The organism is Kosakonia sp. ML.JS2a, assembly GCF_025642095.1.
Taxonomy (GTDB): Bacteria; Pseudomonadota; Gammaproteobacteria; order Enterobacterales; family Enterobacteriaceae.
On record NZ_CP106754.1, the window covers coordinates 2,546,127 to 2,571,831 of the forward strand.

Annotated in this window: 22 protein-coding genes and 1 pseudogene; 12 read left to right on the forward strand and 11 right to left on the reverse strand. The window is 50.5% G+C overall.

The annotated features are described in order from the left end of the window. The first annotated feature begins 16 nt into the window (after window positions 1-16). Complete coding sequence (rimL, locus tag N7922_RS12160) at window positions 17-562, forward strand: 50S ribosomal protein L7/L12-serine acetyltransferase (protein WP_263100757.1); 546 nt, start codon at window positions 17-19, stop codon at window positions 560-562. On the opposite strand, the gene ydcK is transcribed toward rimL, so the two are convergent. Then, on the reverse strand, window positions 554-1,534 hold the full coding sequence (gene ydcK / locus N7922_RS12165; RefSeq protein ID WP_263100758.1) for a YdcK family protein: 981 nt from the start codon (window positions 1,532-1,534) through the stop codon (window positions 554-556). The genes rimL and ydcK overlap by 9 nt on opposite strands. Before the next feature lie 114 nt (window positions 1,535-1,648). Here ydcK and tehB point away from each other — a divergent pair, with 114 nt between their 5' ends. The 3 genes from tehB to N7922_RS12180 all read left to right on the forward strand — a co-directional run bounded on the left by tehB (window position 1,649) and on the right by N7922_RS12180 (window position 4,991). Then, entirely contained in the window at window positions 1,649-2,245 is a 597-nt protein-coding gene (gene tehB / locus N7922_RS12170) for a tellurite resistance methyltransferase TehB (RefSeq protein ID WP_263100759.1), read from the forward strand. Window positions 2,246-2,387: 142 nt separating this feature from the next. Beyond that, window positions 2,388-3,917, forward strand: a complete 1,530-nt coding sequence (locus N7922_RS12175) for a DUF1593 domain-containing protein (RefSeq protein ID WP_263100760.1) — start codon at window positions 2,388-2,390, stop codon at window positions 3,915-3,917. Window positions 3,918-3,974: 57 nt separating this feature from the next. Beyond that, window positions 3,975-4,991 (forward strand): ROK family protein, encoded by a 1,017-nt coding sequence (locus N7922_RS12180; protein WP_263100761.1) that lies wholly within the window; start codon window positions 3,975-3,977, stop codon window positions 4,989-4,991. Window position 4,992: 1 nt separating this feature from the next. On the opposite strand, the gene pepT is transcribed toward N7922_RS12180, so the two are convergent. Next, complete coding sequence (pepT, locus tag N7922_RS12185; RefSeq protein WP_263100762.1) at window positions 4,993-6,222, reverse strand: peptidase T; 1,230 nt, start codon at window positions 6,220-6,222, stop codon at window positions 4,993-4,995. 106 nt (window positions 6,223-6,328) lie between these two features. On the opposite strand from pepT, the gene N7922_RS12190 reads away from it, so the two are divergent. Then, on the forward strand, window positions 6,329-7,924 hold the full coding sequence (locus N7922_RS12190; protein ID WP_263100763.1) for an ABC transporter substrate-binding protein: 1,596 nt from the start codon (window positions 6,329-6,331) through the stop codon (window positions 7,922-7,924). Between the two features lie 101 nt (window positions 7,925-8,025). After that, complete coding sequence (locus N7922_RS12195; protein ID WP_263100764.1) at window positions 8,026-8,694, forward strand: DUF3313 domain-containing protein; 669 nt, start codon at window positions 8,026-8,028, stop codon at window positions 8,692-8,694. Here the strand turns inward: N7922_RS12195 and N7922_RS12200 are convergent. Beyond that, entirely contained in the window at window positions 8,681-9,595 is a 915-nt protein-coding gene (locus tag N7922_RS12200; protein ID WP_263100765.1) for a DMT family transporter, read from the reverse strand. The two genes, N7922_RS12195 and N7922_RS12200, sit on opposite strands and share 14 nt — an antisense overlap. Before the next feature lie 173 nt (window positions 9,596-9,768). On the opposite strand from N7922_RS12200, the gene N7922_RS12205 reads away from it, so the two are divergent. Next, complete coding sequence (locus tag N7922_RS12205) at window positions 9,769-10,644, forward strand: helix-turn-helix domain-containing protein (RefSeq protein WP_263100766.1); 876 nt, start codon at window positions 9,769-9,771, stop codon at window positions 10,642-10,644. Here the strand turns inward: N7922_RS12205 and N7922_RS12210 are convergent. Beyond that, window positions 10,621-11,805: a benzoate/H(+) symporter BenE family transporter gene (locus N7922_RS12210; protein ID WP_263100767.1), complete on the reverse strand. Its 1,185-nt coding sequence runs from the start codon at window positions 11,803-11,805 to the stop codon at window positions 10,621-10,623. The two genes, N7922_RS12205 and N7922_RS12210, sit on opposite strands and share 24 nt — an antisense overlap. 76 nt (window positions 11,806-11,881) lie before the next feature. Between N7922_RS12210 and N7922_RS12215 the strand changes: the two genes are divergently transcribed. Further along, window positions 11,882-12,454 carry a helix-turn-helix domain-containing protein gene (locus N7922_RS12215; RefSeq protein WP_263100768.1) on the forward strand — a complete coding sequence of 191 codons (573 nt, stop codon included), beginning with the start codon at window positions 11,882-11,884 and terminating at the stop codon, window positions 12,452-12,454. Window positions 12,455-12,705: 251 nt separating this feature from the next. After that, window positions 12,706-14,664, forward strand: coding sequence for a peptidase U32 family protein (locus tag N7922_RS12220; RefSeq protein ID WP_263100896.1), 1,959 nt, complete (start codon window positions 12,706-12,708; stop codon window positions 14,662-14,664). A 30-nt stretch (window positions 14,665-14,694) separates the two neighbouring features. On the opposite strand, the gene N7922_RS12225 is transcribed toward N7922_RS12220, so the two are convergent. The 4 genes from N7922_RS12225 to N7922_RS12240 form a co-directional block, all read right to left on the reverse strand. Beyond that, complete coding sequence (locus N7922_RS12225; RefSeq protein ID WP_263100769.1) at window positions 14,695-14,904, reverse strand: hypothetical protein; 210 nt, start codon at window positions 14,902-14,904, stop codon at window positions 14,695-14,697. A 224-nt stretch (window positions 14,905-15,128) separates the two neighbouring features. After that, window positions 15,129-17,240, reverse strand: coding sequence for a peptidase domain-containing ABC transporter (locus N7922_RS12230; RefSeq protein ID WP_263100770.1), 2,112 nt, complete (start codon window positions 17,238-17,240; stop codon window positions 15,129-15,131). Beyond that, window positions 17,230-18,519 (reverse strand): HlyD family secretion protein, encoded by a 1,290-nt coding sequence (locus tag N7922_RS12235; protein ID WP_263100771.1) that lies wholly within the window; start codon window positions 18,517-18,519, stop codon window positions 17,230-17,232. The genes N7922_RS12230 and N7922_RS12235 overlap by 11 nt, the downstream gene beginning before the upstream one ends. Continuing rightward, window positions 18,509-19,543, reverse strand: coding sequence for a glycosyltransferase family 2 protein (locus N7922_RS12240; protein ID WP_263100772.1), 1,035 nt, complete (start codon window positions 19,541-19,543; stop codon window positions 18,509-18,511). The genes N7922_RS12235 and N7922_RS12240 overlap by 11 nt, the downstream gene beginning before the upstream one ends. Before the next feature lie 1,352 nt (window positions 19,544-20,895). Between N7922_RS12240 and N7922_RS12245 the strand changes: the two genes are divergently transcribed. Genes N7922_RS12245 through N7922_RS12255 form a run of 3 tightly spaced genes read left to right on the forward strand, consistent with a single transcriptional unit; the run spans window position 20,896 to window position 22,863 of the window. Next, on the forward strand, window positions 20,896-21,195 hold the full coding sequence (locus N7922_RS12245) for a hypothetical protein (protein WP_263100773.1): 300 nt from the start codon (window positions 20,896-20,898) through the stop codon (window positions 21,193-21,195). Between the two features lie 52 nt (window positions 21,196-21,247). Further along, window positions 21,248-21,508 (forward strand): hypothetical protein, encoded by a 261-nt coding sequence (locus tag N7922_RS12250; protein ID WP_263100774.1) that lies wholly within the window; start codon window positions 21,248-21,250, stop codon window positions 21,506-21,508. An 8-nt stretch (window positions 21,509-21,516) separates the two neighbouring features. Then, a complete protein-coding gene (locus N7922_RS12255) occupies window positions 21,517-22,863 on the forward strand; it encodes a TcdA/TcdB catalytic glycosyltransferase domain-containing protein (RefSeq protein ID WP_263100775.1) in 1,347 nt (448 codons plus the stop codon). Window positions 22,864-23,218: 355 nt separating this feature from the next. Here the strand turns inward: N7922_RS12255 and N7922_RS12260 are convergent, their stop codons facing one another. The 3 genes and pseudogenes from N7922_RS12260 to N7922_RS12270 all read right to left on the reverse strand — a co-directional run. Then, window positions 23,219-23,347, reverse strand: coding sequence for a DUF2474 domain-containing protein (locus tag N7922_RS12260; RefSeq protein WP_263100776.1), 129 nt, complete (start codon window positions 23,345-23,347; stop codon window positions 23,219-23,221). Next, window positions 23,347-24,357 carry a cytochrome d ubiquinol oxidase subunit II gene (gene cydB, locus N7922_RS12265; RefSeq protein ID WP_263100777.1) on the reverse strand — a complete coding sequence of 337 codons (1,011 nt, stop codon included), beginning with the start codon at window positions 24,355-24,357 and terminating at the stop codon, window positions 23,347-23,349. Before cydB ends, N7922_RS12260 begins: the two co-directional genes overlap by 1 nt. Window positions 24,358-24,380: 23 nt before the next feature. Then, a pseudogene (locus N7922_RS12270) lies at window positions 24,381-25,694 on the reverse strand (cytochrome ubiquinol oxidase subunit I); the annotation flags it as partial. Between the last annotated feature and the right edge of the window lie 11 nt (window positions 25,695-25,705).

The following is a 25,705-nucleotide window of genomic DNA, read 5'->3' on the forward strand; positions in this document are numbered from 1 at the left end:
CGTTGGGGAGATCGAAATGGAAGATGCCCGGATTACCGTAAACGAACGCATCACCCTGCATGCGGTGAATGACCGTTTTGTTGACGATCTCTACAAACTGGTGGTGAAAAACCGCGACTGGCTTCAGCAATTTCTCGACTGGCCGCAGCATGTGCATTCAGTGGAAGACACCCGAAAAACCGTGCAAAGCAACGTGATCCTGCATCAGCGCGGTTACGCCAAAATGTTTATGATCCTTTGCGAGGAGAAACTGGTGGGGGTGCTGGCGTTCAACGCCATTGAACCGTTAAATAAGACGGCCTACATCGGTTACTGGATGGATGAAAATGCCTGCGGGCAGGGGCTTTTGTCGCAATCGATGCAGGCGATGATCGACTTTTACGCCCGCCGCGGCACGGTTCGTCGCTTTGTCATCAAATGCCGCGTGGCAAACAGGGCCAGCAACCAGGTGGCCAGCCGCAATGGTTTCACGCTGGAAGGCTGCCTGAAGCAGGCGGAATTTCTGAACGGTCACTATGATGATCAGCATATCTGGGCGCGTATCGTCGACGGGTTACAGTGACCCCACCAACGGCGTGCGGGTGATCATTTGCCCGTCATTGATGACTTTCGGCCCGCGCAGTAAAATGCGCTCCCCATCCCGCGCGTCCACCACGGCGTTATCGGTAATTTCAATCTGATGCTCGATCAGCACATCTCCCTGAATGCGCGCATGTCCCTGAATTACCACTTTTTCATCCAGTTGGATCGGCCCGCCGCGCAGCCAGGCGTGACCGCCGACCAGCACATGGTGCTTCAGGATACAGTTTCCTTCCACCACGGCGTGTTCCGCCACCTGTGAGCCGTAGCGCAACGTGGGGATCTCATCGTCCTGCGTTCCGGCCACAATACGGGCATTACCGTAGACTTTGGCGCAATCACAAACCCAGACATCATTCAGTTCGTTGCCGTCGAGCAGGGCAAAATCGAACACTTCTGCCCGGTGTTCAACAAACGCGTAATTGAGGATGGCATCGCCGTAGATTTGCGCCTGGTGTACTACGCGGGAGTGGCTGACCGTTGCACGATCGTAGATTTGCAGTAGCTGCTCGTTATCCGGCGTGAGCCCGCGCGCGGCAATAATGTCGCAACCGCTGAGAATACGGGCATCGCCGCGCAGATGGCACACACCGCGCACCGTTGAGGATTGTACGGTGACGTTGTCACTTAATTCGGCGCCGTGGCTGATTTCACAGCCATCCACCCAGGCATTACCGTGGATTTTCACCTCATGGCAGATCACGCACGGCTGGGTAATGCGCGCATTATCCCGCACGGTAGTGCCATAAAACACCATGCTGTTTTCATCGTAAATCCAGCAGTTTCCCTGCTGATCGAGTACATTTTCGCTATCGACCCAGCCACCGGCAGTGCCTGCGGTGACATCGTTGAAATCGCGCACGGCAATCAGCTGGCGCAGCGCGACCGTTTTTTTCTCGCCGCCCATCTGGTAACTCAACACCCGGTGCTCATCACTGAGTCGATACTTATTCATGTTACAGTTCTCCCATCAGCCTGAGTTAACCGTAGCAAATTTTACGACGCTGGCGATCCGGCGACGAAAACAATAAAATGCATTTAAAATACATGTTAAGAATTGAGGACCATAATGACGACCCGCACCGACACCTGGTTTACTGAAAAATACAACATGACCCCGACGCACTCTGAAGTGCTGAACGCCATGAACTACATTGCGTCGGGTAAAGCGCTGGATCTCGGCTGTGGCAATGGCCGCAACAGTCTGTATCTGGCGAACAAAGGCTTTGACGTTACCGCGTGGGATAAAAATCCCAATAGCCTGAGCAATCTGCAAAGCATTCGCGAAGCGGAAGGGCTGGACAATCTGCACGTGGCGGCGGCCGATCTGAACAACCTGAGTTTTGACGGCGAGTACGACTTTATTCTCTCGACGGTGGTGCTGATGTTCCTGGAAGCGAAGACCATTCCGGGGTTGATCGCCAATATGCAGCGCTGCACCAAACCGGGTGGCTATAACCTGATTGTGGCGGCGATGGATACGGAGGATTTTCCCTGCACGGTCGGTTTCCCGTTTGCTTTTAAAGAGGGGGAGCTGAGCAATTATTACGCAGGCTGGGAACGGCTGAAATACAATGAAGACGTCGGTGAACTTCACCGCACCGACGCGAACGGAAACCGCATCAAACTGCGCTTTGCCACGATGCTGGCGCGCAAATCTGCGTAACGCAACTCCCGTGCGGGCGGCTCTGCCCGCATAACCAATTTTTTATCTGCATCACACATTTCGTTTTTCTTTTTTTACTTTGTTTCCTTAGTTAACTATGTTGATGCGATTCCGCTATGGCATAAAAAGGAGACGTAACGTGGTGAACAACATAACAAAAAGTATCTTACTGGCGATGAGTGGCGTCGTGGCGCTGTCTGCACCACTGGCGGTCAGTGCGGCGACTGGTATTCCTGAGATGGCGGCAAAAGTACTGCCGTATCAGGAAAAACCGCGCGTCTTTGTGCTGACGGATATTGGCAACGAGCCAGATGATCAAATGTCGCTGACCCGCTTTTTACTCTATTCCAATGAGATGAACGTAGAAGGGTTGGTGGCGACCACCTCGACCTGGCAGCGGGAAAAAGTGCATACCGACATGATCGATCTGGTTGTCGGTCATTACGGCGAAGTGCAGCCAAATTTACTGAAACACGCGGAGGGGTTCCCGTCGGTGAAACAGCTCGAAGCGGTGGTCGCACCGGGGCTTGCGAGCTACGGCATGGCAGCGACCGGAGAGGGTAAAAATACCGCCGGTTCTGACCTGCTGGTCAAGGCCATTGAAAAAAGTACCGATGCCAGCCATCCGCTGTTTATCAACCTGTGGGGCGGCGCGAACACGCTGGCCCAGGCGCTGAAAGATCTGTCCCAAAAAGTGTCTGCTGAGAAGGTTCAGCAGCTGACGCGCAACCTGGTGGTCTACTCCATTTCCGATCAGGATGACGCCGGTTTCTGGATCCGCGAGCACTATCCGGAGATCACCTACATTGTCGATCCCTCCAGCCAGAACGCGGAAGATTATGCCCGTGCGGCCTGGACCGGCATCAGCGGCGATAAATATTACCGTAATGCGCCCGGCGCGGATTTCACCACGGTTTCTCAACACTGGCTGGATGAGAACATCCGCAGCAAAGGGCCAATGGGCAAAGGTTACCTGAAATATCTGTTTATCATGGAAGGCGACACGCCAGCCTTTCTTGGGCTGATCCGCAATGGGCTGAACAGTGAACGCAACCCGGGTTGGGGTGGCTGGGGCGGTCGCTACATTGTGCGCCAGCCGCAAAATGAGACACACCCCATCTGGACCAGCGGCGGGGACTTCTATCCGGGCAACCCGAACTCTGCCGACACCGTGACGGGTGTTGATGGTAAGCGCTATACCTCGAATCAGGCGACAATCTGGCGCTGGCGCGAAGCCTTCCAGCATGATTTCGCCGCCCGCATGGAGTGGGGCATTAAAGACTTTGCCGCCGCGAACCACAACCCGCAGGTGGTGGTGAATGGACAGCCCGGACAGCAGGTGATTACCCTGAGCGCGAAAGTGGGCGACGTGCTGAAACTGGATGCCTCCGGCAGTAAAGATCCGGACGGCGATAAGCTGCACTATCAGTGGTTCCTGTACCCGGAAGCCGGTGCCGCCAGCTCGAAAGCGGTTGCGCCGGAAGATGTGCAGGGCCGCCGTGGCGAAGACAATCTGACCGCACCTGCGGTGTTAACGCTACAGGATGGCAAAAATCCGCGTGTGGAAGTCAACGCGCAGCGTGCCGGGACCGAACACCTGATTCTGGCGGTCACCGATAATGGTAAACCGGCGTTAACGTCTTACCGTCGCATCATTGTTTCCGTAAAATAACTGAGGTATTAAGTTATGCCGGGTGGTATGTGACCACCCGGTACGGAGGCGCAACGCGTGGATTACAAACAACAGATCCTGAAAATCCTGCACAGTGAAATGGAGTCACGGGCGGAAATGACCCGTCGGCTGGGAGTAACGAAAGCCTATATCACCAAACTGACCTCGCAACTGCTGGATGCGCAGCTTATCGAAGAGCGGGAAATCAAAGACGTGACTTTTGGTCGCCCGCAGCAATTGCTGGCTGTCAAAAGTGGGCAGGCGTTCAGCATCAATATTATGCTGCGCAAAGGCAGTTTTCAGGGCACGCTAAATGATTACAACACCGTCATTGCCCCGCTCAGTGTTCACCATTGCGCGCTACCGGAACAGATGACGCCGGATGAGCTGGTCAGCGAGCTGGCGCAGGGGATTGCCGCATTATGCCAGGCCGCGTGCATTCCGCTGCAGCGAGTCACCGTGCTGAGCGTGGCGTTACAGGGGGGGATTGAACATTTCACCGGTGTGGTGCGCTATTGCCCTTTATTTAGTGACAGTAATGTCAACCTGATGGCGCTGATTGAGCAGCGTACCGGCGTCACCACCCGCATCTACAACATTGCGCATTGCACGAATTATCTGCTGGCAAAACGCTGGCCGGGGCAATCCTGGGTGGCCTTTATGCCGGGGTTCGGCAGTCTTGGTTATGGTTACTGCACGAACGGCATACCGGGGCTGGGCGAAAATGGTTTTTACCCGGAAATCGTCCATCTGCCGTATGACGGCGGTATTGAACCGGCGTTCAACGTAATTGAAGCGAATAAAGCCGCTACCGTGCTGAGCACCGCGCAGGCGCTCTATTTCGCTATCTGCTGTACGGCACCGATCCACAATATCCGGCTGGTCATTGCGACCGGGGAGTTATTTGAAGATTACGGCGATGACGTGCTGCCGCTGGCGCAACAGATGTTAATGGATAACCCCAACCAGCATATCCGCGAGATCCGCATTCGCCATGATAAGGTCGGTCATCACTATGGTGTGAAAGGGCTGGTGCAGCTCAGCTCGGACACCCTGACTGAGCTGCTGGTGTAAATCAGCGCGCGGCCAACAGGCAGAGCTGCAATGCCACACGGTAAGCGTCTTCAAACGCGCTCAGGGGTAAAAACTCAAAACGGGAATGGAAATTATGCGCGCCAGTAAAGAAGTTCGGCGTTAGCAGACCTTTTGCCGACAGTGCCGCGCCATCCGTACCGCCGCGCATCGGCGTGGGTTTGGGCGTGATACTCAGCGACTCCATGGCCTGAAACAGCAAATCAATCGCCCGGCGATCCTCGCCAATGGCATTACTGATATTGCTGTAGGTGTCACTGATGCTGTATTCCACTTTCGCCGTCGGGTATTGCGCAGCGATTACTGCGGCCACGTCGCTAATCTGCTGTTTGCGGCGGGCAAAATTGTCGCTATCGAAATCACGGATGTTGGCGTTCAGCGTGGCGTGCCCTTGTACCGCATCAATGGCGTTAAACCAGATATACCCTTCGCGGCCTTCGGTGTGCTCCGGTGTTTGCTGGCGATCAAAATGACTGATGTAGTCCATGGCCATCAGTAGCGGGTTGACCAGCACGCCTTTTGCCGACATCGGGTGGGCGGTCACGCCGGTAAAGCGGATCTGCGCGCTGGCGGCATTGAAGTTTTCATAGACGATTTCACCGCGTTCGCAGCAGTCGATAGTCCAGGCGAAATCCACATCAAAGCGTTTCAGATCCAGCGCTTTTGCGCCACGCAAACCGACTTCTTCATCCGGCACAAACGCCACCACGATATCGCCATGCTGATGCGCTGCGGTGAGGTTCTCCAGCAGCGTCATCACTACTGTCACGGCGGACTTATTGTCTGCGCCGAGCACGCTGGTGCCGTCACTAAAAATAATGTCTTCGCCAGGATAGGCGAGGATCTCCGGATGTTCGTTTACCCGCAGCCAGATCTCTTTCGACGGATTCAGACAGAGATCTTCACCTTCAAAACGCAGAATTTGTGGATGAATATGCGGTGATAAACCGACATCTACGGTATCAATGTGAGTGATAAAACCAATACGCGGCGCGCCGGGAACCGTGCCTTTTTTCACCGCCGTCACGGTAGCGTGATCGTCAAGGACAACCTCGTCCAGTCCAAGAGATGTCAGCTCATTCGCCAGTTCACGCGCCATATCAAACTGCCCGACGGTGGTCGGTAAGGTGGTGGCGGCAGGATCGCTCTGGCTGGTGATGGTGAGATAACGAAAGAAGCGTTGCGTTAATTGGCTGGTAAGCGACGACGGCATAGTGATTCCTTCTTTATTTGTAATATCAGGTGTTTGCACATTCGCTTTAATGTTATTTATGAGAGGGCAAACAACAAGCATTTACAATAAAACAACAGGAAAAACTATGATTAGCAAACCGACAACACTTGCTCTGGTGTTGGCCGCGCTGACAGTGAGTTCTACTGTAGCGGCAAAAACACTGGTGTATTGTTCAGAAGGTTCACCGGAAAACTTCAACCCGCAACTCTATACCTCCGGCACCAGCGTCGACGCCAGCGCCGTGCCCATCTATAACCGACTGGTGGACTTTAAAGTCGGCACCACCGAGTTGCAACCGAGTCTGGCAGAGCGCTGGGAGGTCAGTGAAGAGGGCAAAGTCTATACCTTTCACTTACGTAAAGGGGTGAAGTTTCAAAGCAATAAATATTTCACGCCAACGCGGGATTTTAACGCGGACGATGTCATCTTTTCGTTTATGCGCCAGAAAGATCCGCACAATCCCTATCACACTGTTTCTAACGGCACCTACTCCAACTTCGAAAGTCTGGAATTCGGCAGTCTGATCACCGCTATCGATAAAGTCGACGACAATACGGTGCGTTTTACTCTTGCGCACCCGGAAGCGCCGTTTGTGGCTGATCTGGGCTGGTATTTCGCCTCGATTCTGTCGGCGGAATATGCCGACGCGATGCTGAAAGCCGGCACGCCGGAGCGGGTAGATATGGATCCGATTGGCACCGGGCCGTTCCGCCTGGCGCAGTACCAGAAAGACTCGCGCATTTTGTTCACCGCGTTTGATGACTACTGGCAGGGTAAAGCGAAAATCGATCGGCTGGTTTTCAGTATCACTCCGGATGCTTCCGTACGTGTGGCAAAACTGGAAAAGAATGAATGTCAGGTGATGCCTTTCCCGAACCCGGCGGATCTGCCGCGGTTGAAAGAGAACAGTGCTATCACGCTGATGAACAAAGCCGGGCTGAACACGGGTTTTCTTGCGTTCAATACGCAAAAAGCGCCGCTGGATAACGTAAAAGTACGCCAGGCGCTGGTCATGGCGATCAACAAACCGGCCATTATTCAGGCGGTGTTTCAGGGCACGGGCAGCGCGGCGAAAAACCTGCTGCCGCCCGGCGTCTGGAGCGCGGACAGCACGTTAAAAGATTACGACTACGATCCGGAGAAAGCCAAAGCGTTGCTGAAAGAGGCGGGCGTTGCGCCAGGAACCACCATCGACCTGTGGGCGATGCCGGTACAACGTCCCTACAACCCGAATGCCAAACGCATGGCCGAGATGATCCAGGCGGACTGGGCAAAAGTGGGTGTCCAGGCGAAAATCGTCACTTACGAATGGGGTGAATACCTGAAACGGGTGAAGGGCGGTGAACATCAGGCAGCCTTAATGGGCTGGACCACCGCAACCGGCGATCCGGATAACTTCTTCGGCCCGTTATTTACCTGCACCTCCGCCAACGGCGGCTCTAACTCGGCAAAATGGTGCTATCAGCCGTTTGATAAGCTCATCGCGGAAGCCAAAGCCACGACCGATCATGATAAGCGCGTCGCGCTGTATAAACAGGCGCAGCAGATGATGCACGATCAGATGCCAGCGGTAATGATTGCCCATTCGACGATTTTTGAACCGGTACGTAAAGAGGTGCAGGGTTATGAAATCGATCCGTTTGGCAAACACATTTTCTGGCAGGTCGATCTGAAAAAATAAACCGCCGCCGCCTGGTCTGGCCGGGCGGCCTTTTCCCTCCGGCGTAGTGCCCCTTCGTTTGCTATAACTTAATGGCAATTCCGCACTCAAGGGACATTCTTATGCGTACTCATGCGTTAGTTAGCGTTGCCGTTGTTGCCGGCCTGCTGGCGTTGTCAGGCTGCGCGTCAAAAGTGACTCAACCGGAAAAGTATTCCGGTTTTTTAAAAGACTACTCTGGGTTACAGGAAACAACCTCGGCGACCGGGAAACCGGTGATGCGCTGGGTCGCGCCGGGTTTTGATCCGGCGAAATATGACTCGATTGTCTACCATCCGGTGACGTACTACCCGGTGGCCAAACCGACCAACCAGATCAATCAACAGGTACTGGATGGCGTGCTCAATTACACCAATACGAAATTGAAAGCCGCGGCTGCGGCGCGAAAACCGCTGGTGACCTCGCCGGGCCAGCATAGCCTGATCTTCCGCGGTGCGATAACCGGCGTGGACGCCAGCAAACAAGGGTTGCAGTTCTATGAAGTGGTGCCGGTGGCGATGGTGGTCGCAGGCACACAGATGGCGACAGGTCATCGCACCATGAATACGCATCTCTATTTTGAAGGTGAACTGATAGACGCGCAAACGAACGCCCCGGTGCTGAAAGTGGTGCGTAAAGGCGAGGGGAAAGATCTCAGCAATGAAAATGCGCCGGTCACCGTCGAAGCCCTGAAACAGGTCATTGATGGTATGGCGACCGACGCCACTATGTTTGATATCAACAAACGTTAGCTTTTCGCCGCAGCAGACGCCCGCTCAGCCAGCTTTCCGGGCGGGCAAACATCACCAGATTGCCGGTCAGGATCAGCAGCAACCCGGCAATGCCATTGATATGCCAGACATAGCCTTCATAGAAAGTCGAAATGGTCAGCGCAACCAGCGGAAACAGCAGCGTACTGTAGGCGGCTTTGCCGGGGCCGATTCTGCCGACCAGCGTAAAGTAGGCGCCAAAGGCGACAACCGAACCGAACAACGCCAGATAGACCAGTGCGCCCAGGTAGCTGGCCGTCCACTGCGGGGTAAAATCATCGCCGCGCAGCAGGCCAATCATCCCCATGATCAGCGTCCCATACAGCATGGCCCAGCTATTGGTGGTCATGGTTTGCAGCCCTTTGCGCTGATGGCGCAGGCTTATCATATTGCCAAACGAAAAACCCAGCGTTCCCAGCGCCGACAGGCCAATGCCCATCAATAGTGTACTGTTCCAGCCGCTGGCAACCAGGTCCTGCCAGAACAGCGTCACAATGCCTGTTAACCCCAGCAGGGCGGCGACAAAAAAGCGCGCCGGGGGTTTCTGACCAAAAAACAGGAAACTGTTTACCGCGTTAAACAGTACCGCCATCGAGAAGATTACTGACTCCAGCCCGGTGTTAATCCACGCAGCGGCTGTGTAAAAACACCAGAAGTTAAAGCCAAACACGCAGCAACCTTGCAGCAGGCAAAACAGGTGATCGCGCAGCGGCAGGGCGCGCAGTTTGCCGCGAACCGCCAGTATCAGCATTATGGCGGCGGTGGCCAGCGCGAAGCGCCAGAAAATCGACACCGGCGCGGGCACCGGACCCTGCTGCAAAAAAATCGCAATCCAGGTGGTTCCCCAGATCACCACCACCAGGCCATAAAGCAATGCGTTCATGTTGATTCCTAATCGATAAAACGAACGCTGAGTGTGGCAAGAAAGGGAGGTGCTGGCTTGCACGGGCTTGCCGCTGACTTGCATATTCTTGCGCTTTTGTTTGCACAATGCTGGTATCCGGCGTCCGCTATTTATAGACTGACTACCTGGTTACTATTAGATAATTTCTGCGAATGTCTGACCATTACGACGCTTTTGAAAACCTGCGTAAACACAACGCCGTGCTGCACAACTCGGTGTCGCTGCACTCCGGGATCCAACTGGCGGCGTGGTCAAATAAACGCGATAACATCACGCAATATTGCGATCACCATACCCTCAGCCTGTATATCGCCGATGGTTACGAGAGCTACCACAAAACCGCGTATGGCTGGAAAAACGGCGGTGGGCCGGACAGGTTCTGCCTGATGCCGAAAGAGAGCGAATCGGTGTGGGATATTCGCGACGATCTCTCCTTTGTGCATCTCTACTGCACCGATGAGCATTTGCGCGAAGTCGGTGAGCGCGTGTGGGATCGCAGCCCGGCGTCCTTCACGCTGGATGAAAAAACCTTTGCCCAGGATCCGCGTATCACCACGCTTTATCGCCAGTTTCTGCTGGATTGCGACTGGCAACAAAACGCCAACCAGTTAACGCTGAGCACCGCCTCAACGCTGCTCCTGACGCACCTGGTGCAGCACTACAGCAACGTGCAGTGGCAATTGCCGACGGTCACGGGCGGCTTAGCGCCGGTCGCGCTGCGCACGGTGCTGGAGTATATCGATGCACACCTGTCGGAGCCGTTGCTGCTGTCGGATCTGGCGGCACAGGTCGCCCTCAGCGAATATCATTTTGCGCGTATGTTCCGCCAGTCGATGGGGGTTGCGCCGCATCAGTTCGTCATGCAGCGCCGAATGATGCATGCCAAAACGCTGTTAATCAGTAGTGACCAGCCGTTGACCACCATTGCGCTGGCCTGCGGGTTTAACTCCGCCAGTCACTTTAGTAACCGGTTTAAAGCGGCGACGGGCTTTACGCCCTCACAATTACGTGCGGCGCGCCAGCGTTAATACGCCGTAGCACACTCCCCCGATCACTAATCCCCAGAAAGCCGAACCGATCCCCAATAATGTGATGCCGCTGGCGGTTACCAGGAAGGTGACGATGGCAGCATCACGATCGGTCTCTTTCGCCAGCGCCTGTTGCAGGCTACCGCTAATGGTCCCCAGTAACGCCAGCCCGGCCAGCGTCTGGATCCAGCTTAGCGGCAATGCGGCCAGTACAGCGGTAATCGCACCGCCAAAAATACCCGCCAGTAAATAGAAAACCCCGGCGGCAGCGGCGGCCAGCCAGCGTTTACCCGCATCCGGGTGGGCATCCGGGCTTTGACAAATTGCGGCGGTAATGGCGGCAATGCAAATGGAATAGACCCCGAACGGCGACAGCAGCAGCGCCAGCGCACCGGTAAAAATGATCAATGGCGACACCGGAACACGGTAACCGGCGGCCTGCATGGTGGCGAAACCGGGGGCATTCTGTGATGCCATGGTTGCCAGAAAAAACGGAATACCGATGCTCACCAGCGTGGTCCCGTTGAACGCGGGCGCGGTAAACGTTGGCGTGACGGTGGCAAGGGAAATACTCTGCGTGACAACGTCACCACTGACGATTGCCACCAGTGCGCCAACCAGTAATGTTGCAACAATGGCATAGCGTGGCGCGAGGGCTTTACAGACAAGCCAGGCCAGTAGCATACTGCCGCACAATGCAAAATGGCCCCCCAGATTGTTAAATGCCTGCAGGCCAAAACGGAGTAGAATCCCCGCCAGCATGGCTGCCGCCAGCGTATGAGGAATGACTTTCATCAGCCTGGCGAATAACCCGGTCACACCGCACAACACGATCAGCCCATTGGCGAAGATAAACACGCCAACGGCTTCGTTCAGGGAAACACCCTGCAAACTGGTGGCGAGGAGCGCCGCGCCGGGCGTTGACCAGGCGGTCAGCACCGGTACGCGGTACCACAGTGTTAACGCCAGCGTACTGACGCCCATGCCCAGGCCAAGTGAGGTCATCCAGCCGGCAATCTGCCCGGGTGTGGCCCCGGCGGCAGACGCAGCCTGCCAGATAATGGCGGCAGAGCTGGCATAGCCCACCAGGACGGCAACAAAACCCGCCAGCACGCTGGTAAAGGGGATGGATGTGTTAACGGGCAGAGTGGCGAGGCGCATAAGTTTTCCTTGTGCGTTATAGCATCCAAACAATTTATCATCGAGCGCTATAGCGCACAAGTCATCAGGAGGAGTCATGGATCTCACGCTTTATCTGGCCGCAACGCTAAAAAATTTACGCCAGGACCGCGGCTGGAGCCTTTCCCGCTTAGCGGAAGAAACGGGCGTGTCAAAAGCGATGCTGGGGCAGATTGAGCGCAGCGAATCCAGCCCGACGGTGTCGACGTTGTGGAAGATCGCCACCGGCCTCAATGTACCGTTCTCGACCTTTATTGCCCCGCCGGAAAGGGAAACGCCGCTGGCGTACGATCCCGATAGCCAGGCGATGGTGATCACCCCCATTTTCCCGTGGGACGAACATCTGCATTTCGACATGTTCTCGATTACCCTTGCGCCGGGCGCGTTAAGCGAGTCCACCCCGCACGAGAAAGGGGTGATTGAGCATGTGGTTGTCCTTAGCGGCGCGCTGGATATGTGCATTAACGGGCAGTGGAAGACATTAACCGCCGGCAGCGGCGTACGTTTTGCTGGGGATGAGGCGCACGCCTATCGCAACAGTACATTGCAGACGGCGCACTTCCAGTCGCTGATCCACTATCCAAAAGAAAAAGCCGCAAGCAAGCCTGCGGCAAATAACGACGACGATTAACAATCAGACGACCCAAAATAATTCAGGGGGCAGGAAGCCGGTAACGCACCTGCAACCTGAACTATCGCGGGTACACAACGTGACGAGGAATGTCCGAGTCACCACTTTACCGTCCAGCAAAACGCAGCGGAAATAGCAATTTCGACATTGCATTGCCAGCGTGCGCAAATTCCCCCGGTCGCAGGTGGTGAAACGGCCCGCTTGTGACTACAATAGCCGCCATTTTGCACATAATGGATAACGACGATTGTATGCGCCTGCACCCCCATCACCTTGAACTGTTAAGCCCGGCCCGCGATGCCGCTATCGCCCGCGAGGCGATCCTTCACGGCGCGGACGCTGTCTACATTGGCGGCCCCGGTTTTGGCGCACGCCATAATGCCGGAAACAGCCTGCGCGACATTGCCGAACTGGTGCCGTTTGCGCATCGCTACGGTGCAAAAGTCTTTATTACGCTGAATACCATTCTTCATGATGATGAGCTGGAACCGGCGCAGAAATTGATTGGCGACCTGTATCAGTCGGGCGTTGATGCGCTGATCGTGCAGGACATGGGCGTGCTGGAGCTGGATATTCCGCCTATCGAGCTGCATGCCAGCACCCAGTGCGACATTCGCAGCGTCGAGAAAGCCAAATTTCTCTCCGATGTCGGCTTCAGCCAGATCGTGCTGGCGCGCGAACTGAACCTTGAGCAAATCCGCGCTATTCACAGCGCAACGGACGCCACCATTGAGTTCTTTATTCACGGTGCGTTATGCGTGGCCTATTCCGGGCAGTGCAACATTTCTCATGCGCAAACCGGGCGCAGCGCCAACCGCGGCGACTGCTCGCAGGCGTGCCGTTTGCCCTATACCCTGAAAGACGATCAGGGGCGCGTGGTGGCGTATGAAAAACACCTGCTGTCGATGAAAGATAACGACCAGACCGCCAACCTGGCGGCGCTGATCGACGCGGGCGTACGCTCCTTCAAAATTGAAGGGCGCTACAAAGATATGAGCTACGTGAAAAACATCACTGCACATTACCGCCAGATGCTCGATGCGATCATTGCCGATCGCGGTGACCTGGCTCGGGCGTCCGCCGGTCGTACCGAGCACTTCTTTATTCCGTCGACCGACAAAACCTTCCATCGCGGCAGCACGGACTACTTCGTTAATGCGCGTAAAGGCGACATCGGCGCATTTGATTCGCCGAAGTTTATCGGCCTGCCGGTGGGTGAAGTGCTGAAAGTGGGCAAAGATCACCTCGATGTGAACGTGACCGAGCCGCTGGCGAATGGCGATGGCCTGAATGTGCTGGTGAAACGTGAAGTGGTCGGCTTTCGCGTTAATGTGGCCGAAAAGACAGGGGATAATCGCTACCGCGTCTTCCCGAATGAAATGCCGGATCTGCTGAAAAACCTGCGTCCGCACCATCCGCTGAACCGCAACCTCGATCACAACTGGCAGCAGGCGCTACTCAAAACGTCCAGCGAGCGGCGTATTGGTGTGGATATTGAACTGGGCGGCTGGCAGGAACAACTGGTTCTGACGCTGACCAGTGAAGATGGCGTAAGCGTAACGCATACGCTGGAGGGGCAGTTCGACGAAGCCAATAATGCAGAAAAAGCGCTGGAAAACCTGAAAGAGGGCCTGAGTAAGCTGGGGCAAACTCGCTATTACGCGCAAACGGTAGCGGTCAACCTGCCTGGCGCGTTGTTTGTGCCTAACAGTCTGCTCAATCAACTGCGCCGTGAAACGGTGGAGATGCTGGAAGAGGCGCGCCTGGCAAGTTACCAGCGCGGCAGCCGTAAACCCGTGGCGACGCCCGCGCCGGTTTACCCGGAAACCCACCTCTCTTTTCTGGCGAACGTTTACAACCACAAGGCGCGTGAGTTCTATCACCGCTACGGCGTACAGCTGATCGACGCCGCCTTTGAAGCCCATGAAGAGAAGGGCGATGTACCGGTGATGATCACTAAGCATTGCCTGCGTTTTGCCTTTAACCTGTGCCCGAAACAGGCGAAAGGGAACATCAAGAGCTGGCGCGCGACGCCAATGCAGTTGATCCACGGTGATGAAGTGCTGACGCTGAAATTTGACTGTCGTCCGTGCGAAATGCACGTGGTGGGCAAGATTAAGAATCACATTCTGAAAATGCCGCTCTCCGGCAGCGTGGTGGCGTCGATAAGCCCTGATGAGTTGCTAAAAACACTACCGAAAAACCGCTAAAAAAAAGGGTGGCTCAGCCACCCTTTTTTCTTAACGCTGGTCTTCCGGCCTTGGCGGTTTCTTATCGTCACGCTTTGGCGGCTTCGCTGGTTTATGTTTCGGCGGCAGCGGTTTTTTCTCTGCTTTGTGGTGTTGCTGGCCGTGGGCGTTTTCCGGTGGTAGCGGTTCGTGGTCGGCGGCAAACACCATTGAAGAGAAGCTCACCGCCAGAACGGCGGACACCAGTGCAATCTTTTTCATACGACTTCCTTTCTCACTCTGTATTGAGTCGCCGTGGATTTGACGCCCAAAAAGTGAAGGGATTATGGAGTTATCTCTCTTCGGGAGTATTCCTGGTATAGCGCCAGTAGGGCGGCGAATTATGTTTTACCTCATGGTAAAAATTCAACACCGCCATTAATAGTGATTATTTATTTAGGTTATACATAAAATAAAACCCCGTCTAAGAGATTAGAATTACCTTGTTAATTTTCATTTGATAAGAGACTGAAAACTCTATCTGCTGAATTTATCGTTGAAGGTCTATGCGCAATAATCACTCGTGTCATGCCTAACCCAGATATTGCTTCGTTTATCAGTTTTTCATTGATTTCGTCAAGATGGCTGGTTGCCTCATCCATAAAAAGAATACCTGGTTTGCGGTATAATGCTCGGGCAATGAAAATTCTCTGTTTTTGGCCTCCGGAAAGACCTTCTCCCAGTTCTCCCACTAAGCTGTCATATCCCATAGGTAAGCTCATAATATCATCATGGATATAACTTATCTTTGCGCACTCTATGACAAGCTCATCATCTATTTGCTCGGAAAATCCAGATATATTTTCGCGCAATGAGCCTGCAAATAGCCTGTCTTCCTGAAGAATACAGGAAATGCGCGATCTATAGTTGCAGATACCAAGCGCGTGTATATCCTTCCCGGAAGCATAAATTCGTCCGGTATCAGGAGGAACAAGACCAGCTAACAGCTTCAACAATGTCGATTTACCGCAACCTGAAGCTCCTGTTATTGCGAGGCTTTCCCCTGCCTTTATTTTAAATGACAAACTATCGATAACGTTTGGAGAGAATTTATCGTATCTGAAAGTGACATTTTCCAGATGAAGATCAATTGCATCAACAGGGTGGAAGACTGTACATGGCGTCGAAATTTCTTCAGAGGGAGTCAACGCAATATCAGCAACCCTTTCGTTGTGAAGTGACTGAATTTTTAACCCTAAAAGTATGTCTGCGAGTGAGAGCATCCTGCTTGAGAACATACCTCGAAAGATACCAAAAGCCACAAATGCTCCAATTGTCATTTGCCTGTCCATCACCTGACCGATCCCAAGCCACAAAATGAACAAATTATCGCAGGCACTCAGAAATACACTGATAACCTGAAATAGCATATCAAATTTATCTACGCTAATGGAGGCTGTAGCAGCCTCCATTAAAAGGCCCATGCGATGCTTCCGACGACGTTCCGTAAGCCCCTGAGCACGGATGGTTGCTATCCCGTAGAGTGTTTCTGTTAAATACGAAGATGCATTTGCATTTTTAACGATAGCTTCTTCAGAGAGTTGCCGGTAACGTGAATATGTACTTATCCGCAGAATAATATAGAGACTGGTAAAACCAATAACAATTGATGTAAGCCAACCACCGTATATCATCATCATGATGATTGCACCGATAGCCATAATGATATTTACAATGCAACCGGTTATATCATGTACAAAAGCCTGACGAATTACATCCAGAGAGTTAAAACGCGACTGAATATCACCCACTTTCCGTTTGTCAAACCAGATAAGTGGCAATCTGATGAGGTGATGAAATAGACTATCCTTCCACTGTATATCCGTGCACGAATCAATTATCATGACTGACCAACTACGCCAACAGCTGATTCCAGTTTGCAATAATGTCAGTACAAATAGGCCCAAACATATTAATTCAAGCAGTCCAAAATCAGTAGCTGGAATTGCATGATCCATAACCAATTGAGTACCAACTGGTATTAGAAGACTTATCAATTCAATAACCACGGAAAGGAGAAAAATCTTCAGCAATGCTGATTTAAATCCCACGATATTGTTTATTAAATCGCGAGCATGAATAAGAACCTTTTGTTTTTTTCTTATAAAATTAACTTCAGGCCAGACCTCAACAGCAACACCTGTAAAAGATTTAGAAAATATATCTAGCGGAATAACTCTCATACCCAGGGCAGGGTCGTGTAGAGTAACTTTATTTTTAGTGATATGTGTTAGTACGACGAAATGATTAAAATTCCAGTGAACGATACAAGGAAGGTGTAATTTATGCAGCTCATCAAGCTCCAGAGCCAGAGCTCTGAAACCCATTCCAAGATTTGAGGCTATGCTGGCCATTTGCTCAAGCGTAGCGCCTCGAGAGGATATGCCGAAATCCTGACGCATAGAGAGAACATTACATTTTTTCCCGTGGTAGGCGGCAATCATTGCCAGACAGACTAATCCACACTCAGCGGCTTCAGTCTGTAGCATTACCGGCACAGATTTACGCAGGCCAAAAGTGAGGGGTAGCGATTGCCAGAAGGCGTTTTCAGATGCCATTTACAGGGTCTTCCATGCTGTTTTTAATGTCATAAATAGGGGAGAGGATCCATTGATATAGTTTCCTTTTTTCCAGGAAGAGGATACTTGTTGCTTTCATTCCATTTGTAAATTCAAATGATTTTCCATTGTAGTGAAATACGGATGTATCAGGTAATACGATAAGTTTGTACCAGGTTTCAGGTGAATCGGCAGTCCTGACGGGAGCGGAAGGGTATGTCGCCATTTCCTGCACGCTTGCCGGAACACCAGATATAGAAATTACACGACCTGGAAACTGACCAAATTTATCGGCGGGAAATGCGTTATAGCGTATATTTACTTTGTCTCCTCTGGTTATATAAGGCGCTGCGTGGGCTGGAACCCATAAAACTAAAACATAACGATGAACACTACCTGGTAAGATCTGGATAAGGCTATCCCCGGCATTGATCATTTCACCTTCAGAAACGCTGTTAGACTCAACTCTTCCTGATGTAGGCGCTGGAATAACTATTGCGCCATTAGCTTCTACTTCTGTCAGTTGTCGCTGTAAATCATTCCGCTGTATGACCAACTCATTAACTTTATTATCAAAGTCCATTTCACGAGTTTTGAGATCGGAGTTCAGGTTTATTATCTGCAAATCATATTGACTTAACTGGTTTTTATATGTCACTAAATCATTTTGTCTGTCATAAAATAATGATGTTTGATTAATAAATTGCTCTTTGTTCACTAATCCCTGTGCCAGATATGAACGGTAATTGGTCATGTTTTTTTCCATGAACGTCATCCCACTTTCTGCCTTTTTTAAATTTTCTTTTGTTTGCTGAACGATAATGTTGTAACTGTCAATCTGTTTTTTTAACGATGCAATGGTAGTTGCCTTGTTCTTCTCAATTTTTTCAAGGATGTTATTAATGGCTAGTATTTGTTCGTTAATGGCACTTTTCTGTGTTTCATTAACGACACCAGAAATTGTTTTCTTGCTATTGTTTAATAAATACAAGGTCTGCCCAGCCTTGACATCCTCTCCGACATGGACAAACTGTTTTGTAATATAGCCTTGTTGAGCAGAAGTAACCGTTACAGCACGGGGTTCAGAAATGATTTCTCCAGAAACCATTACCCTGCGTGTATAAGTACCCACAGTGAGAAATACTATGGTGGTTATTAAGAAAATAAATACACCAGTACTCACCATCCACAACGGAACCCCATGTGGAAGAAATGCCTTACTTGACCAGCGATTGTTTCTGTTATCAATAGCTTCTTGCCTGTATAGTTCATTGTTCATAAGATGTTCTTATTCTATCCAGGCGCATCATAATATACATAAGGCATTTTTGAACATAGTCATCCGGAGCTCTAACATGAAGTAAATTATCTTCATGTATTCCGGATAAATTTTTAGCATCTTCAATATAATTTATGATTTTTTCTTCAAAGCCATCCATTGAATTTACTAAAGAAGTTACCATAAAAAGAATGGTTGAGTTGCGATCTTTGTAATGCGAATATAACTGTCTGGCATGGTTGAACGCTTGTTTAAACTCATTTTTCACCATCAGATGCATAATTAACATCGTTTTTAAATTGAAAGCATATACTTCGATGGCATCCGGATATGGCAAAGACAGTTCACCAAATTTATTAAGTATCTGGATGGATTCTGGTGAATCCTCTTCCAGGTAACGAAATAAAAAATAATACCAACGCAGGTTGACGGGATCATCTGCTATCTGTTTTCTGAGTAGATATAAGTTTCTACTCTCTTTCTTTTTTTTGTTGTAAGTTTCTTCGTTATAACCCGTGTGGTTTATAACAATATCGTGGATGTATTTGACATGACATTCACCATCTTCATTTAAATATTCATGTACCCGACCTTTATAATTCAGTGTCTCACGGATTCTGAATATTCTTGGATTATTAACCAGTGTTGTACCATCAAGATTATCTATAAGTGGAGCAAAGAGGCTATTATTGTCTGACTCCATGGCACTATATATGAGATGACGAAGCAATTTACGGCTTCCTTCTGCTATAAATTCGTCGGCATCCAACATGAGGCAATATGAATATGTGCATAGTGAAATCGCGTAATTTCTCAGCTCTGAAAAGTCATCATTCCACTTTGTTTCATACACTTTAGGGCAAGAAGGATGCAATTTCGCTAGCGAAACAGTCGCATCCGTAGAACCAGAATCAACAACAATGATTTCATCTACTATCCTGGCAACGGAGTCCAGTGCTCTGGAGAGAGTGATCGCCTCGTTTTTTACGATCATCGCAACGCTTATACCTGTTTGTACATCCATGTTAATTACCTCAGGATTAGGTGTCTGTGTTAACGAAATTTTCGCTTCCCGTAGTTCTGGCTAAACGTTTATGTATGCTCGTTTTGGTGTTCCGTCAGTCCCAAGATTGCTGTTGTATAAAGAGCTATGATGCTTGGCTTAGGCGGGCAACATACTTATCCAGGTCAAAAGGCACAAACATACCTGCTTTCATATATGATTGTTTTAAAAGACAGAATCTCTGGATTGTTTCATCAGGCTTGTTGATTATGAAGTTATTGTGTTTTGTGATTCTTAATTGTAAATATGTGTAAAAATATATTTCCAAGGTATTTCCCGCTTTTTCCTCTACACACTGCAGACTTTCCATGAAAGATAATTGTGTTGCTGATTTATAAGCATGCGAAGTATCAAAAATATCTGAAGTTATCTTTTTTGGTGTTTTTGGGAAAAATCAGGAATATTCTCTCGCCACAAAGCCCGTCGCGGCTCTAAAAGTTAATTCATCACAGGTGCAATCAGAATTTTGAATAAATCATTTAGCGATATATCGTATTTTTTAATAAAAATGATTAGCGGGCCTGTTGTTATAAACCAGGCTTGCGGTGAACCTTTTTGTATGGCCTATATCAACTCTTTTTAGCGAGCAATATCTTTTCTGCTGTGCCTTTTCTCGTATCTGGCATGAATTTATTTCCTGTCGCTGCAATCATGGTTATTGTTACATCCTGTTACATGGATTTTATATTTTGTTTATTGCGATAACTATAACGTGATTCAGCACGCTAATGCTGGTGCAAATCCGAATAGCAACGTGTAGATATTTTTATTAAGGATGAAAAAATGAAGGAAATATGTACCTCTCAGTACAAGAAGGTCAGCGGTGGTTTTGCTGATGTATGTGGCCGTGGTGATCGTTCTACCGATTGTAGTGGCGGTAGCAGAAGCAGTAATGGTGGGGCAGGCCGTGAACTGACTATAACGGATAAGAAAGGGAGACCAGGCAGCGGCATTATGGCAGAGCACGTCTTCGATAAGGGCAATAATATATCTGGCTCTAAAGGTGGCTGCACTGGTGGTTCACGTGGTCGTGATTCATGGGGAACGAACCGCTGACAGCCCGGCAGGATAATAACATACTGTATTTCAGAAAACGTTAGATGGCCTATTATGAATAGTAGTTGCTTTAAGACTTCTTATGGCGACACCTGTTTCTCTGGCGCTGCCTGCATGAGTTCTGCTTATGCCCGCAGTCGCTTGTAAATATCTTTTCTGGAATCTTTGTTTATTACATCCTGTTTCATGGCCTGGCGCTTCGTTTTCTTCTATATCCACAACATGTTTGCTTTGCTCTTGTATGAGAGCAAGTAAAAATGATTAAATTTTTCATCAAGGATGCAGAAATGAAGGAAATATGTACCTCTCAGTACAAGAAGATTAGCGGTGGTTTTGCTGATGTGTGCGGTCGTGGTGATCGTTCAACCGACTGTAGTGGCGGCAGAAGCAGTAATGGCGGCTCTGATCGTGAACTGACTATAACGGATAAGAAAGGAAGACCAGGTAGCGGCATTATGGCGGAGCACGTCTTCGATAAGGGCAATAACATATCTGGCTCTAAAGGTGGCTGTACTGGCGGTTCACGTGGTCGTGAGTTAGGCGGTCGTAACCACTAATTAACTGGGGCAGGAGTTAATCCTGCCCTCCAAAAATCAATGAGGCAAAACAATGAAAGAATATGTATTTTATATCAATGAGATATCTGTTAACGTGTATGAAAAAGACAGTATCACTCCGGAATTAAAACAAGAGTTGAAAGCTGGTGGGTTTAATAAAATGCCCTATGCTACGACTGCGGAAGATGAGGCGGCTGCGACGGATAAAATGCTGCACCATTTCAAAGAAAATACTGATATGTTGAAAGAGTTTGCAAAAGATTATGCAATCTCATACTCCATCTTTGCCGCTATTTATGCCTTATCTTCATGAGTAACCGCATGTCATCTCTGGATTATGAAAGATCCATTAAAACGATGCTGCATACCGCATTCAATAATGGTTTGCGTTCCTGTGAGACTGAATGTCATGACATTATTACAACTTTAGTTGATGCAAAACACCCCATCCCCAGGTTTGGTCACTTCATATGGGTTGGGGATGTTAACCGCCTCGATACAAGTTACATAAAAGTCTGGATTGAAACAAACAAGGAGATGCAATTTTTACTTTGGCATCACAATGATGTCGCTTTTTGCCACAAGTTTCATGATATCTTGTTCAAACATGTCAAAGAAAACAACCTTGACAATTTTGAAGATAGTTTAGTTAATCTTCAAAATGAGGCTTTTGCATTCATATACCCGAGAATAGACGGCGATCATAATTTTAATGAACTTGCCATTGAATTCTTACGCATGAACAATTTTATTGCCTCGGAATACGGCGGTGATAGTTCTGTAATGCCTCTGGTTAGTGCTGATGATATTGTTTTAATGAATGTTGATGATTTATTCGAAGGGGAGTTCTTATCTTTTAAAAAACTTTATTATTACGAAGTAATCCTTAGAGGGAACCTGGCTTGCGCCAGTGATATTATCAGGTTGATTATTCTTTATAAATTTGGCGGGATTTATTTGGATGTCGATACATTACCTGAGGTGGACTATATCTTTAGTGAAACAAATAAATTTCTTGAAGAGATCTCTGTTCCGCATAATGAGTTTATTATTGCTGCGAAAGCGCATGCTCTTGTTGAGAAGATACTTAATAAGGAAGGGGAGGTTAACAATTGTCTTGAGGGACTTTTCCCTGCACGTGATGATGTCAGAAATGCTTTATCATCTGCTATTTCCAGAGACGTTGAAATAGCTATGGCAAACGACATCAACCCCCTTACTGCCGTTTTTTGTTATCCAGATTTGATCGCATTAAGCTCACTCAGTTTCATACCTGGCACTTATTTTAGTAATGTAATCTGCTCATGTTCTGGTTCGCGATTTTTAAGAATAGTGCTTCGGGTCATCAAGAAAAGGTATCGCTATCTCGAGAAGAATAATGCACTTTCTGTATGTGTCAGAGAACCATCAGATAAAGATTATCTTGGTAGACTTTTGCCCTATAGGTACGAGCCAATCATAAAAGACGGGGCCGTCACTTTGTCACTTACCGGACCGGGAGTTATCTTTGAAGTTCTGCTTGGGCTTTTCTACCAATTATTCAAAATTGACGAATCATACTCTCCAGATTTTTTAGCTAAGTTCATTCAAAATGATGCGTTTGGAATTGCTTTTTTTGACCATACGCTATATACCCCATTGGGGCTCTTATCGACATGGCTGGACTGAAGCCAGGACATGGCAACGATGGTTATTTGATTACCCTCAACTTCTTTCTTACAAATGGGCTTTCAGAAGAGTTGGCAAGCTGCTTATAAGTGAAAACATAGGTAAGTTTTGTCGAAATGTATTACAACCCTTTTAATATCAATGTGATGATTATTGATATCGCCGGGAGGGTGCACGTCACAGAGATCTGCAGATGAGGGAATTACCATAGCGCGTGCGCTGACGATGCAGACCAGCCTGATAATTTATACCGCTGCCGGGAATCTGAATCGTATACCGTAATCCTCGTGGCGACATCATCCAACTCGTTAAAAAGCAGAGTGTGCCATTTACCGCGACACACTCTGCACACAAGTCAGTGGGATTTAAACCCGGCCGCCGTCATCAGCAGGCGAAACACCATACTGACCGCCGCCAGCGCCAGCACGCTGCCGCCCCAAATCAACACCAGCCAGCATATGCGGCTCAGAAGTGAGTGTTTCATCAATGATACCCCTCGCCAGGCTGCACTTTGCCGCGGAACACGTAATAACTCCAGAAGGTATAGACCAGAATAATCGGGATAATCAGCAGCGCACCAACCAGCATAAAACCCTGGCTCTGCGGCGGTGCTGCAGCCTGCCAGAAGGTGATATCCGGCGGGATAATATGCGGCCAGATGCTGATGCCCAGGCCGCTAAAACCGAGGAAGACCAGCCCCAACGTTTGCACAAAGGGTAACGCGTGGGTGTGCGTGTGATTCAGACTGCGCCACAGCCAGACGCTAAGACCAATCACCAATAGCGGTACGGGCGCAAAGAAAAACAGATTCGGCAGGCTGAACCAGCGGGCAGCAATAGCCGGTTGCGCCAGCGGCGTCCACAGACTGATGACAGCGATAACAGCCAGCAGTGCCAGCAGTAAACCCTTCGATGCACAACGCATTTTTCCCTGTAACGGGCCGTCGCTTTTCATCACCAGCCAGCTTGCGCCCAGCAGGGCATAGGCGATCACCAGACCCACACCGCAAAACAAGGTGAACGGCGTTAACCAGTCTAACGCGCCGCCGCTGTAACTGCGCCCGGTGACGGAAAAGCCATTAATCACCGCACCCACCACCACGCCCTGGGCAAAGGTAGCCAGCAGTGAGCCGGACAAAAAGGCTTTATCCCAGAACGGACGATGCGCAGGCGTGGCTTTAAAACGGAATTCAAACGCCACGCCGCGGAAAATCAGCCCCAGCAGCATCAGCGTTAGCGGAATGGTCAGTGCATCCACGATCACCGCATAGGCCAGCGGAAACGCACCGAACAACCCCGCGCCGCCCAGCACCAGCCAGGTCTCATTGCCGTCCCAGACCGGCGCAACACTGTTGACCATCACATCCCGTTCATCGGCATCGCGCGTCAGCGGAAACAGAATGCCAATCCCGAGATCAAAACCGTCCATCACGATATACATCAAGGTGGCGAAGACAATAATGACAAACCAGATTAACGACAGATCGATACCCATTAATGACTCTCCTCTTGCCACGCCTGCGGGCCGTGGGTGATCAGACGCACCATATAGCTGTAGCCGACGCCAAAAACCGAACAGTAGACAATAAAAAACGCCAGCAGGCTGATGCTCATGTGCATATCGCCGTGTGCGGAAACCGCATCCGCCGTACGCAACAAACCGGTCACTACCCACGGTTGTCTGCCGACTTCGGTGGTCACCCACCCGGCGAGGATGGCGATCAAGCCAGCAGGCCCCATCCACAAGGCAAAATGCAAAAACGGGCGCGACTGGTACAGACGCTGTTTGTAGCGCAACCACAACGCGCCAACGCCCAGCGTGATCATCAATACGCCCAGCCCGACCATCACACGGAATGACCAGAACACCAGCGGTGCGTAAGGGCGGTCCTCTTTGGCAAACTCTTTGAGCGCTGGAACCTGTTTATCCAGGCTGTGGGTGAGGATCACGCTGCCCAGCGCCGGGATCGCCAGCGCATAACGTGTGCGTTCCTGCGCCATATCCGGCAAACCAAACAGCAGCAGTGGGGTGGCTTCACCGGGCGGGTTTTCCCAATGGCCTTCGATGGCGGCGATTTTTGCCGGTTGATGTTCCAGCGTGTTGAGTCCGTGCATATCGCCAACCATCGCCTGAATCGGGGCGACGATCAGCGCCATCCACATCGCCATGGAGAACATTTTGCGCATGGCGGGGGTGTCGTTGCCGCGCAGTAAATGCCAGGCGGCGGACGCGCCGACAAACAGTGCGCTACTGAGAAACGCGGCAATGGTCATATGCAGCAGACGATACGGGAACGAGGGGTTAAAGATCACCTTCAGCCAGTCGACCGGCACAACCTGGCCGTTTTCAATCACAAACCCTTGTGGCGTATGCATCCAACTGTTGGACGCGAGGATCCAGAAGGTAGACATCAGCGTGCCGAGCGCCACCATGCAGGTAGCAAAGTAGTGAAGACCCGGACCGACTTTGTTCCAGCCAAACAGCATTACGCCCAGAAAACCCGCTTCAAGGAAAAACGCCGTCAGCACCTCGTAAGTGAGCAGTGGCCCGGTAATGCTGCCGGCAAACTGGGAAAAACCGCTCCAGTTGGTGCCAAACTGGTACGCCATCACCAGCCCGGAAACCACGCCCATCCCGAAGTTAACGGCAAAGATTTTCGACCAGAAGTGATAGAGCGTGCGCCAGTCCGGGTTGCGGGTTTTCAGCCACAACCCTTCAAGCACCGCCAGAAAGCTGGCGAGACCGATGGTGATCGCCGGGAAAATGATGTGAAAAGAAACCGTGAAGGCGAACTGTATTCTCGCCAGGTGAAACGCGTCTAAACCAAACATGCACAACCCCA